This is a genomic window from Streptomyces meridianus, assembly GCF_023703325.1.
Classification (GTDB): Bacteria; Actinomycetota; Actinomycetes; order Streptomycetales; family Streptomycetaceae; genus Streptomyces; species Streptomyces meridianus.
On the sequence record NZ_JAMQGM010000051.1, the window covers coordinates 53,392 to 64,345 of the forward strand.

General features: G+C 72.2%; 10 protein-coding genes. 5 read left to right on the forward strand and 5 right to left on the reverse strand.

Features of this window, described 5'->3' with window-relative positions:
• Window positions 1-121 precede the first annotated feature (121 nt).
• Window positions 122-589, forward strand: coding sequence for a spore-associated protein A (locus M1E25_RS22760; RefSeq protein ID WP_251418677.1), 468 nt, complete (start codon window positions 122-124; stop codon window positions 587-589).
• Window positions 590-722: 133 nt separating this feature from the next.
• Here M1E25_RS22760 and M1E25_RS22765 read toward each other — a convergent pair whose 3' ends face one another.
• Window positions 723-1,577: a Rieske (2Fe-2S) protein gene (locus tag M1E25_RS22765; RefSeq protein WP_251418679.1), complete on the reverse strand. Its 855-nt coding sequence runs from the start codon at window positions 1,575-1,577 to the stop codon at window positions 723-725.
• A gap of 151 nt (window positions 1,578-1,728) precedes the next feature.
• Here M1E25_RS22765 and nhaA point away from each other — a divergent pair, with 151 nt between their 5' ends.
• Entirely contained in the window at window positions 1,729-3,600 is a 1,872-nt protein-coding gene (gene nhaA / locus M1E25_RS22770) for a Na+/H+ antiporter NhaA (RefSeq protein ID WP_251418696.1), read from the forward strand.
• A gap of 358 nt (window positions 3,601-3,958) precedes the next feature.
• Here nhaA and M1E25_RS22775 read toward each other — a convergent pair whose 3' ends face one another.
• The 3 genes from M1E25_RS22775 to M1E25_RS22785 form a co-directional block, all read right to left on the reverse strand.
• Window positions 3,959-4,726, reverse strand: a complete 768-nt coding sequence (locus tag M1E25_RS22775) for a phosphotransferase (protein ID WP_251418681.1) — start codon at window positions 4,724-4,726, stop codon at window positions 3,959-3,961.
• Between the two features lie 31 nt (window positions 4,727-4,757).
• The gene (locus M1E25_RS22780; RefSeq protein ID WP_251418682.1) at window positions 4,758-5,681 is read right to left on the reverse strand and encodes a UTP--glucose-1-phosphate uridylyltransferase; all 924 of its coding nucleotides are present in this window, start codon (window positions 5,679-5,681) and stop codon (window positions 4,758-4,760) included.
• A 67-nt stretch (window positions 5,682-5,748) separates the two neighbouring features.
• Window positions 5,749-6,093 (reverse strand): hypothetical protein, encoded by a 345-nt coding sequence (locus tag M1E25_RS22785; protein WP_251418683.1) that lies wholly within the window; start codon window positions 6,091-6,093, stop codon window positions 5,749-5,751.
• 112 nt (window positions 6,094-6,205) lie between these two features.
• On the opposite strand from M1E25_RS22785, the gene M1E25_RS22790 reads away from it, so the two are divergent.
• Together M1E25_RS22790 and cpt are read left to right on the forward strand one after the other, a co-directional pair.
• Window positions 6,206-6,631 carry a hypothetical protein gene (locus M1E25_RS22790; protein WP_251418684.1) on the forward strand — a complete coding sequence of 142 codons (426 nt, stop codon included), beginning with the start codon at window positions 6,206-6,208 and terminating at the stop codon, window positions 6,629-6,631.
• Between the two features lie 4 nt (window positions 6,632-6,635).
• Window positions 6,636-7,169 (forward strand): chloramphenicol phosphotransferase CPT, encoded by a 534-nt coding sequence (gene cpt / locus M1E25_RS22795; RefSeq protein WP_251418686.1) that lies wholly within the window; start codon window positions 6,636-6,638, stop codon window positions 7,167-7,169.
• Between the two features lie 73 nt (window positions 7,170-7,242).
• On the opposite strand, the gene M1E25_RS22800 is transcribed toward cpt, so the two are convergent.
• Window positions 7,243-9,297, reverse strand: a complete 2,055-nt coding sequence (locus M1E25_RS22800) for a neutral/alkaline non-lysosomal ceramidase N-terminal domain-containing protein (protein ID WP_285831111.1) — start codon at window positions 9,295-9,297, stop codon at window positions 7,243-7,245.
• Between the two features lie 661 nt (window positions 9,298-9,958).
• On the opposite strand from M1E25_RS22800, the gene M1E25_RS22805 reads away from it, so the two are divergent.
• On the forward strand, window positions 9,959-10,954 hold a 996-nt coding region (locus tag M1E25_RS22805), incomplete at its 3' end, for a serine/threonine-protein kinase (protein WP_251418690.1).

The window sequence follows — 10,954 nt, forward strand, 5'->3', positions numbered from 1 at the left end:
CCTCCGCAAAAACCCGTAAACAGTCCCATCCAGGACGCAACCATCGAAGCATCCCGAAAGTCTCGTCAAGTGGCTCCGGTTCACACGTTCCGGGGCCCGGACTCAACGGATGAGGGTGCACATGAAGCGTTCGAAGCGTGCTCTGACGGCTGCTCTCGCCGCCACCGGAATGGCCTGCGCCGGCCTGGTCGCCACCGCGCCCGCCGCGTCCGCGGCGACGAGCGGGGCGACCGCCGCGTACAACGGCGTCTGCGGTTCCGGCTACAAGGTGGTGAACTCGGCTCCGGTCGGAAGCGTGGGCACGGTCTACCTGACCTACAACTCCACGTCGGGCAAGAACTGTGTGGTCACCATCCGCAACACCGCGGGGTCGCCCACGTACATGTTCGCCTACCTCAACACGCTCGACGACCCGTCGGACCCGGCCTACGACGAGGGCGAGTACCGCTCCTACGCCGGCCCCGTGTACAAGTACGCGCGCGGCATGTGCGTCGAATGGGGCGGGATCATCGGCACCTGGGAGGCCTTCAACACGGGCTCCAACTGCGGCTCCCTGGCCGCCCGCGCCACCTTCGCCGGCAAGGACTGACACCCGGCCGGCTCGCTTGCCGCCGGCGGCACCACGGGAGCCCCTGCCTCCGGGCGGGGGCTCCCTCCGTCTGCGTCTCCGGCTGCGGGAAGCTCACCTGCCGCCCGAGACCGAGCGGGATCAGCGCCGCTCGTCAGTCCCCGGGGCGGCGCACCTGCACCGCCCCGTCCACGACGCGCACCTCGAAGACCGGCTGGTCGGCCGTGGCCGGACCGCTCACCCGGACGCCGTCCGACAGGCGGAACGTGCTGCCGTGCCACGGACACGTCACGCATCCCTCGTGGACCTCCCCCTCCGACAGCGGGCCCCTGAGATGGCTGCAGCGGTCGGCCAGCGCCCGCAGTCCCTCGGCGCTCTCGCCCTCCCTGACCAGCAGCACCGCCACGTCGCCGATCAGCTTGCGGACCGGGCGGCCGGGCGGGAACTCCTCGAGCGCCCCGACCGTGTGCCAGCCCGCAGGGACGAGGTGCCCGATCACATCCGCATGATTGACCCCGGCACCCTGACGGTAGGCCAGGTGACCGCCCAGAAAGCCGCCGACGCCCACCGCGGTCAGCCCGGCGAACCCCAGCAGACGGCCGTCGCGCCCCCGGCAGCGGGCGACAAGGGACAGGCTGTAGAGCACGACGCCCGTCGCAACGGCGGCATCGTGCACCGCCCCGACCCGTTGCTGCTCGGGGAGCTGCTCGGCGAAGTCCACGGCGCCGGACAGGGCGGCCGGCGCCGCCCCGGCGAGCCCGATCGCGACCAGCAGGCGGGCCGCGCGCCGGTGTCTGCCCGTCAGGTCGAGCACGGCGGCCCCGAACCAGCTGCCGACGGGGATCTGCACCAGGGTCGGATGCAGCGCGTGTCCCACGGGACGGCCGTGCAGGACGTCCCGGGCGGCACCGAGCGGCAGAGCACGGACGGCGGCCGCCAGCGGGCCGGCCACCCGGTCCAGCACTTCGGCCCGCTCCAGCCGGGACAGCAATGTCAAGGGAAGAGGCATGGACATCGGGTAACCCGGCGGGCACCGAGACAAACGACGGAACACACCACCGGACCAACGACCGCGTCCGCGAACCGGCACGTCCTCGCCTGCCCGCGCAGGCCCGAGCGCGTGCGGGCAGACTTTACGGGTGAGCGGTCGCTGGGAGACGATTCAGGCATTCTCCGCCCGCAGCGCCCTGCCGCGCGGTCTGCGGACACCTCTGCGGGGCTTCCTCCGTACGGAGACCGGCAGCGCGAGCGTGCTCCTCGTCGCCACCCTCGCCGCCCTCGTCTGGGCGAACGCCTCCCCGTCCTCCTACGAGGACGTGTGGCGCACCGGCCTCTCGATCCGGCTCGGCACCTGGGAGCTCTCCCAGGACCTGCGCGCATGGGTGAACAGCGGGCTGATGACGTTCTTCTTCTTCGTCATCGGGCTCGAGGCACGCCGGGAGTTCGACATGGGCGAGCTGCGCGAGCGGCAGCGGCTGGCCCTTCCCCTGGTGGCGGGCGTGTGCGGCATGCTTCTTCCCGTCGCGGTCTACCTGGGGATCAATGCGGGTCGCGGGACCGAGCAGGGCTGGGGTACGGCCATGTCGACGGACACGGCCTTCGCGCTCGGCCTGCTCGCGCTGGTCGGCTCCCGTCTGCCCCGCCGACTGGGCACGTTCCTGCTGACCGTTGCCGTGGTGGACGACTTTCTGGCGCTCGTCGTCATCGCCGTGGCCTACAGCGGGCATGTCGCCCCGGCGCCGCTGCTGGCGGCGGTGGGCTTCCTGGTGCTCGCCCTGATGGTCCGCGCCACCGGGACGCGCCGGGCCGCGGTGTTCGGAGCCCTGGGCCTGGGGGCCTGGGTGGCACTGCACGAGTCCGGGATCGAGCCGGTCGTCGTCGGGTTGGTCATGGGCCTGATGACCTACGCCTACCCCGCCGCCCGCACCGACCTCGAACGGGCTTCCGACCTGTTCCGCTCCTTCCGCGAGCAGCCCACTCCGGACCTGGAGCGCTCGGCCCGGCTCGGCATCGCCTCCGCGATCTCCCCGAACGAGCGGCTCCAACGGCTGTTCCACCCGTGGAGCAGCTACGTGATCGTCCCCGTGTTCGCCCTGGCGAACGCCGGCATCACGATCAGCGGGGATCTGCTGGCCCGGGCGTTCACCTCGCCGGTGACCCTGGGCATCCTGATCGGCTACGTGCTGGGCAAGCCGCTCGGGATCCTCGGCGGCTCCTGGCTGGCTTCCCGCCTCGGCGGGAAGCGGACGACCCCGCCCGTGGGATGGGGGGCCGTCGCCGGTGGCGGGACCATCGCCGGCATCGGCTTCACGGTCTCCCTGCTGATCGCCACCCTCGCGTTCGACGGCGCGGTGCTGGAGGAGGCGAAGGTCGGGGTGCTGACCGCCGTGCTGTGCTCCTTCGCCGCCACCTGGGCCGTCACCCTGGCGATCTCGCGCCTGCCCGCGCGAGCGCGGGAACGCGCCCTCTACGGCAGGGCGCAGGAGATCGTCGACCTCGCGGATCCCGTCGACCCCGACCGGGACCACCTGCGCGGGCCGTCCGACGCACTCGTGACGCTCGTCGAGTACGGCGACTTCGAGTGCCCCTACTGCGGGAAGGCCGAGCCGGTCGTCCGCGGGGTACTGGCCGAGTTCGGTGACGACGTCGCGTACGTCTGGCGGCACCTGCCGCTCCCGGACGTTCACCCGAATGCCCAGCTGGCCGCGGAGGCCGCGGAGGCCGCCGCCGAGCAGGGAGCGTTCTGGCAGATGCACGCCCGTCTGCTGGCACACCAGCAGGAACTGCGACCGATGGATCTGGTCCGGCACGCGGAGGAGCGCGGCCTGGACACCGACCGATTCCGCCGGTACCTGCGGGCACACAGCGGGGCGGCCCGGGTCGCGGAGGATCTGGAGTCGGCGGACCTCAGCGGGGTGTCGGGAACGCCGTCGTTCTTCATCAACGGGCGCCGGCACCACGGCCCGTACGACATCGACAGCCTCACCGACGCGGTGCGCGCGGCCCGGGCCCGCGCCCTGGCGGCACCGTGACGGCGCTATGTCTCCTCCCGCCCCGGGAGGCACCCCGCCCGTCGGGGGAGCCTCCCGGGGGCCTCCCCGTCAGCCGTCGGCGGGCACCGCCCGGGCGGCGCCGGGGCACCGGCGGGCGGCGGGATCTTCGCAAAGGTGCGGGCGCTTCCGGTGCCGGACGCATTCGGCGTCCGTTCCTCGGGACGAGCCGCGCCGGAGGCCGGAACGTCACCCGGGCTCCGGGATCCCAGCCGGTCTCCGGCCGGCATTCCTCGCGGTCGACACCTGATCGAAAGGGGCATGGAGTGAGGAAACTCCCAGCACGCCGGGTCGCATGCTGAGACGTTTCGCGGCGACGTGCCCCCGCCGGCCGGGCGGTTCAGCCGGCCGGTCCCAACGCCGCGGTCAGGACGTCCGCGTGGCGCGCGAGGTGCTCCGCGTCGGCGCGGTAGTGCCGATCGTGGCCTTCGGCCAGGTGCCGGGCGAACGCCGCGTTTCCGGCGGCCGCCTGTTCCTCCATGTGGCCGACCAGGTGTTCCAGTCGTGCCACGGCGGTGGCGACGAGCGTGGCACGGTCCCGGGCGGCCAGGCCGTAGGCGTCGGCGAACAGCCGTAGCCGCCGGGCCTGTTCGGCCAGGGGCATCGCTCCCTCCGCGGGAGCGGTGGTCAGCGGGACGAACCGGTAGGCGGCGTAGGCGACGTCCCGGATCCTGGGGCCGGGGTGCGCGGTGTCGAAGTCGATGAACGCCACGGGCAGTCCGTCGCGGAACACCATGTTGTACGGGGCGGCATCGCCGTGGCAGACGACCTCGGCCGGTTCGTGGGGCGGGAAGTACCAGATGGCGCCGGCGGGCGGGACGAACCCCGCGGTCGCGTCGTGGAAGGCCCGGAGCAGCCGGCCCGCGGCCCCCGGCCGGGCGCCGTCGCACCCCGAGAGCGTGCCGATTTGGCCGGGCACGAAGTCCAGGACTTCCCGGCCCTGTTCGTCGATGCCGTGGGCCCTCGGCGCGCCCCGGAACCCGGCTGCGGCGAGGTGGTCCAGGAGTGCGTGGACGGCCGGGGTCCAGGGGCCGGTCGGTCTGCGTACGGTCGCCCCGATGCGGACGACGTGGTTCACCCCGCCCCCGGTCAGGATCTCCTCGTGCATGACGGGGAAGCCTACGCGCGTCCGGCCTGCTTCACACTCCGCCGCCGCGGCCCTCCGTCCCGGGGCCGCTGAGCTCCCGGGCGAGTCGGCGCAGGTGCGGGCCGTACTCCGGGTCGGCGAGGGCCGAGGCGAACTGGGCGGTGAGGTAGGCGAGCGGGTCGCCGGTGTCGTACCAACTGCCCTGGATCACCTGGCCGTAGACGGGGTGGGCGCCCGCGTGGGCGTTGATGGCGTCGGTGAGGTAGATCTCGCCGCTGCGGTGCTCGTACCAGCGGCGGGTCTGTTCGCGTAGTTCCTCGACGATGCCGGGGGTGATGACGTATCCGCCGATGGCGGCGTAGGCGGACGGGGCGTCCTGCGGTTCCGGCTTCTCGACCAGGCCGCTGATCCGCAGCAGGCCGGCGCCCTGGTCCTCCTGGACGACGGGCACGCCGTAGCGCCGGGCGTCGGCGGGGTCCATCGGCATGAGGGCCAGGACCGGGGAGCCCACCGCCTCGTATGCCTTCGTCAGTTGCTGTGCGCGCGGGATGCGGGCGACGAAGACGTCGTCCGGCCACAGGACGAGCACGGGTTCGTCGCCGAAGTGCCGTGCCGCATTGAGGACCGGGGTGCCGTTGCCGTACGGGCCGTGCTGGTCCAGGTAGGTGATGTGGCCGGCCCGGGAGAGTTCGCCGACCTCCTCCACCGCGTCCGCGTAGTCGTTCTTTCCGTCCGCGCGCAGCTGCTCGACGAGGGCGGGGTTCGGGCGGAAGTGGTCCTGGATCAGCGATTTGCCGCCGGAGACGACGATGGTGATGTCCGTGACGCCGGAGGCGACGAGTTCGCGGACCGTGTGCTCGATCACCGGCTTGTCGCCGACCGGCAGCATCTCCTTCGGCGTCGCTTTCGTCAGCGGCAGAAGGCGGGAGCCGAGACCGGCGGCGGGGATGATCGCCCGGCGGATGGTCGTGGTCATCGAAGACTCCCTCGGCTCGGTGTCTCGCCGCACGCCTTGGCGAAGCGGATGCTGACGCTACCCGCTCCTACGGCATGACCGGATCACCGACCACCATCACGACGAGCCCGGCGAGGATCACCGCCAAGGCCAGGCGGGGCGGGACCCGACGGGCCAGCAGGACGCCCACTGCGGCCAGCGTCGTGCCGCCGGAAAGGAAGAGGGTCCCGACACCCGCGAGTTCACCGTGGACCAGCGGGGCCAGGAGCCCCACCACGCCCGCGATCACCACCACGACACCGACCCTGGTGCAGGTGAGGCGCGCCTGCCGCACCTCACGGGCTCCATCGGCCGCGACCCCCTGCGCGCCGGGCGCCTCGGAGCCGTCCCTCAACTGCTCGGCCCGGTCGCTGCGTTCGTCATGTGCGGTCATGCACCCGGATCCTACGAAGCCGCTGTGACAGCGGTGCCGCAATCGTAGGATCCGGGTGCATCACCACTCCTGATCCCCGTCGGCGCCGGGCCCCGCCCCGGACGCGACGACGGTGCGCACCGGACGCCGCAGCCTGCTGGCCGCCGGTCCCGTCTCCCTGGCGTTCGTCCTGCCGGGGCTGACGGGAGTGACCGGGATCGTCATGGTCGCCACCGGGACGAACCGCGGCGAGAGCAGCGGCCCCGGGATCGCCGGGCTCGTGGTGATGCTGGTGTTCGGTGCACTCGGGGTGCTCTTCGGCATTCCGATCCGGATGAACCGGCATACCGCGGTGGCTGTTGACGCCCGGGGCGTGTGGCTGCTCAACGGCCGGGAGCGGCAGGTCGTCCCGTGGGCCGGGCCGGCCGGGGTGGGCGTGTACTGGAGCAGGCTGGGGACTCGGCGGGGAGCGAAGCACGGTCGGCCGGGTCCTGACAGGCCGTGGGCGGTGCGGTTCGCGGAAATCCGAACCGAGCGCCCGCTGGTGCCTCTACTGTGACGCGATGCCGACTCATGTGATCGTTCTCAACGGTGGTTCCAGCTCGGGCAAGTCCGGGATCGTCCGGTGCCTTCAGGCGGTCCTGCCGGATCCGTGGCTGGCGCTCGGGACGGACACGCTGGTCGAGGCGATGCCGGCGTCCATGCAGACCTCCGACAGTGGGATCGGGTTCGGCCGGGACGGAGAAGTGACCGTCGGGTCCGAGTTCCGCGCCCTGGAGGCCGCGTGGATCGAGGGGGTCGCCGCGATGGCCCGTGCGGGCGCCCGGGTCATCGTCGACGAGGTCTTTCTCGGTGGAGCGGACTCACAGCGGCGATGGCAGAAGGCTCTGGACGGCCTGCGGGTGCTGTGGGTCGGTGTCAGATGCGACGCTGCGGTTGCCGCGGGCCGTGAGGTCGCGCGAGGCGATCGGATCAGCGGGATGGCCGCGTCCCAGGCAGATCTGGTCCACCGGGACGTGATCTACGACCTGGAGGTGGACACCGCGCGCGCCGAGTCCATGGACTGCGCACGGACCATCGCCGCATCCGTCGGGTGACCGACGGTCCGGCCCGGTTCCGCAAGGGGTGAGCCGTGACGTGCCTCCACGCCGGCGGCCGGGTGTGCGGCGGTCAGCCGCTCACGTCGAAGGTGCGGGTGGTGCCCGTGAAGGCGCCGACGCCTCCGGTGAGGCGCTTTGCGTCGCCGAAGTAGCGGATGCGGTGGCTGCCCTGGCGCGCGCCCTGCGGCACGTCCCAGGTGATCGTCACCTTCGACGCCGCGATTCCGTCCCGCTCCCACCGGAAGGCCGTGGACCAGTCGCCGTCGTCGGCGACCGTGACCCAGGTTCCGCCGTCGAGACGTTCCACGCGCAGGTACGTGCCGCCGCGGTGCAGGTCGTTGGAGGGGTGGGCGCCCGCGAACACGGCGGTCACCCGGTCGCCGGGCCGGCAGGAGGTGCCGGGCTGGGTGAGGACGTCGCCGAACGACCGGCCCGGCTGCGGCACGTCCACGACCACGGGCGGCTGGAGCGACAGCGCCTTGTCCGACAGGTCGGGGGGCGTCGCACCGGGCGTGACGGCCGCGCCGTCCCGCAGGGCGACGGCCAGCCGCTGGACGACCTGTTGCAGCGCGGGCAGCTGCCACCGGCCGAAGAGCGTGCTGCCGCCCTCGTAGGCCTGGGCGTCGTACTCCTCCGGCGTGGTGAGGTAGTGGAAGTAGGCGTTCGCGTAGCCCGCGACGAGGACGTTCTCGACGTCGGCGGCGAGGATTTCGGCCACGGTGCGGCGCAGCCGCAGTCCCGCGCCGATGGTGACCTCGCCGGGGATGCCGATGAGGTGGAGCCCGCCGATCCGCATCAGCTGGACCGGGACGAGTTCCTGCACCCACGGGTGGACGCGGTTCATCTCGCCGATGGGGACGAAGATGTCCTTCGGGGACTGGGCGTCGCGCAGTTCGGGCGACGCGGTGTAGAGGACCGAGTCGGAGACCGCGTCCCACAGGGGGTTCTCGCCCTCCTGAAAGCCGGGGAAGGCCGGTCCGTCCTCGGTGCTGCCCGCGGCCATGGAGGCGCCGAGGGCGGCCTTGGCGGTCCGGTGCGCGCGTCCGTCGCCCGTGAACTCCGGGCGGACGGTGACATTCGAGAGGTCCACGAACACCACACGCGCGTCGACGCCACCGGTGAGCCGTGCGCCGGTGCGGTCGAGTTGGGCGGCGGCGGCCTCGTACTGGCGCAGGCCATTGGCGTGGGTGCGGGCGAAGTCGGCCGGGGTGGTGGGGGGTTTCAGGTCGAGGTTCGGCGACATGTCGCCGGCGTTGGTCTGGGCGAAGGCCGTGACGACGTCGGGGGTCGCATCCGCGAGGTAGTCGGCGTGCTCGACCTCGCGCTCCCAGTGGTAGGCCGCATAGCCCTTGTTGTCGGCGCTGATCAGCCGGTTGTCGCCGGACATGCTGGTGTTGTGGGTGGGGAACCAGTTGACGGCCCCGGCCAGCCGACCGCCGCGTTCGATGCGCAGCAGGGTGGTCTGGGGGTCGATCGCGTCGGGGAAGTGGTCGCGGATGTCGGCGGGGTTGCGATCGAACGCCTCCCGGGAACGGTTGACGCTCGCGTTGTGCAACTCGCCGTGTGTGAGCGTCAGTCGGGAGGGCGCCAGGTCGTCGTGGGCACGGCCGGCGGCGTCCAGGATGCCGCGGGTGATGGCGTCGAAGGTCTTCTGGTGGAAGCCGAGGGTGGTGAGGTTGTAGAGCAGATGATGGGAGTGGCCCCCGGGGCCGCAGTGCGTGTGGGTGGCGGTGAGCATGACGTTGCGGGCGGTGTAGAGGTCGCCGTAGCGCTCGGCCAGGCCGCGCAGCACCGCCTGGCGCACGCTGTCGAAGATCATGCCCGCGTCCACGACGACGAGCAGCACCCGGTCGCCGGGAGCCGTCTCGTCGGCGACGACGAACGCGCGGGCACGCAGCCGGGTGTGGAGGCCCTCGGCCTGCTGGTCGACGCGCCCGTAGCCCATCATGCCGACCTCGGCGACCTCGCCGGTGGCGTCGCCGATGCCCCTGCCGACGAGGAAGCCGGAGGCGGCTGCGGCGCCCGTGGAGTCCGTTTCGGAGGCGGGGCGTTCACCGGCGGCCGCTCCGGGGGCCACGTGCGCGAGAAGACCGAGCCCGGCGACGGCTGCCCCGGCCCGCAGCAGGTTCCGGCGGCTGCTCCCGGCGGGCGGGGGCTCCTCCCCCGGCGACGGGTCCCGGGAAACATCCGGCGCGGACGGATTCGGGATGTCCGGGAGATCTCGCACGGATGGCTCCTCGCAGCTCACAGCAGGGATGAACGGAGCATGACACCGAGGTCCGCCACTGACAATCCCCCTGTCACGCGGTCCGCAGCCCCGGCACCGCATCACCATGGGAGCACCGGAGGGCCGCGACAACAGGCGGAAAATCCCCCACTCGGGCCGATGCAACCCTTTCCGCACTTCGTGAGTCAGTAGGGGGAACATGGGGCAATACCGCCGTCGGGAGCATCCGGGGGCTGCCACGCTCCGGTTCGGCCCGAACGGGAGCGCATCAAACCCCCACATCGGCACGACGGTTGACCGCCGACCCCATGACCGCGAGCCCGACACGGGCCGGCACGGGGGAGTTTGGCACCAGGCCGTTGATGCGAAGTCAGAATTATCTGACTCATTCATGACGAGCCATCACATCACTGTTGATGCACGGTTCAATCTTCTGAAGATTCTGTGTATCGTTTGTGAAGGCTGATGGTCTTTCCGTGGACGACCGACATTCAGCCGACTTGGGGAGGGCGCGGTCAGGGCGGGGTGCACAGGCCGCGGAGCATCAGGGGGAGCGGCTGTGGACGTCGAGTGCGTCGCAGGACGGTTTCGTCTCGCCGGGCTGGTCGGCGCGGGCAACATGGGCGAGGTTCACCGGGCCGAGGATCTGCACGCCTCACCGACAGCCTCCGGGCAGGAGCGTCACGTCGCGGTCAAGACGGTGCTGCGCCGCCGCTCCGGCGCCCCGGCGGGCACCGACGCCGACGCCGGAGCCGTCGAGCGCTTCGCCCGCGAGGTGCGGATCATGCGAATGCTCGACGACCACCCGAACCTCCCGCGCACGATCGACGGGGGCGTGGACGGGACCAACGGCGGCCTGCCGTACCTCGTGATGGAACTTCTGGACGGACGTCCCCTCTCCGACCTGGTCGCCGAGGAGAACCGGCTGCCCCTCACCTGGGTCGCGGCGATCGGTGCCCAGATCGCCAACGGCCTCGCCGCGGCCCACACCGCGGGCATCGTGCACCGCGACCTCAAACCGGCCAACGTCATGCTCACCCGGGGCGGCCTGGTGAAGGTCCTCGACTTCGGGATGGGCCGGATCACCGACGACGTCGACGGCACGCGGCTGACCAGCACCGGCGTCACGGTGGGCACGGCCCGTTACATGGCGCCCGAGCAGTTCGAGGCCGGTCTGGTCACGCAGGCCGCCGACCTCTACGCCCTGGGTTGCGTACTGTACGAAGCGTTGGTCGGTGTCCCGCCGTTCGTGGGCGACAGCGCGTACGAGCTCGCCGACCGGCACGTCAACGACGTCCCGCCGCCGCTGGCGCTGCTGCGCGGCGACGTCCCGCAGGGGCTCGCCCGCCTCGTCGGACGCCTTCTCGCCAAGAAGCCCGCCGACCGTCCCGTCGACGCCGTGGCGGTCCGCGAGGCCCTTCTGCCCTTCGCCGACGCCGACTGCGCTCCGGCGCGCCTGCCGGGCTGGGACGCCTTCGCGCCGGTGGGCGGACTGGCCGCCGCGCTCGCGGACCGGCTCCGGGCGCCTGCGCCGCCCGTCCGGCGGGGCGACGCC

What these genes read in the sequence shown, in the direction of transcription:
- M1E25_RS22760 (WP_251418677.1), top strand. Translation starts at nt 122, where the DNA reads ATGAAGCGTTCGAAGCGTGCTCTGACGGCTGCTCTCGCCGCCACCGGA.
- M1E25_RS22765 (WP_251418679.1), bottom strand. Translation starts at nt 1,577, where the DNA reads ATGCCTCTTCCCTTGACATTGCTGTCCCGGCTGGAGCGGGCCGAAGTG.
- M1E25_RS22775 (WP_251418681.1), bottom strand. Translation starts at nt 4,726, where the DNA reads ATGCACGAGGAGATCCTGACCGGGGGCGGGGTGAACCACGTCGTCCGC.
- M1E25_RS22780 (WP_251418682.1), bottom strand. Translation starts at nt 5,681, where the DNA reads ATGACCACGACCATCCGCCGGGCGATCATCCCCGCCGCCGGTCTCGGC.
- M1E25_RS22785 (WP_251418683.1), bottom strand. Translation starts at nt 6,093, where the DNA reads ATGACCGCACATGACGAACGCAGCGACCGGGCCGAGCAGTTGAGGGAC.
- cpt (WP_251418686.1), top strand. Translation starts at nt 6,636, where the DNA reads ATGCCGACTCATGTGATCGTTCTCAACGGTGGTTCCAGCTCGGGCAAG.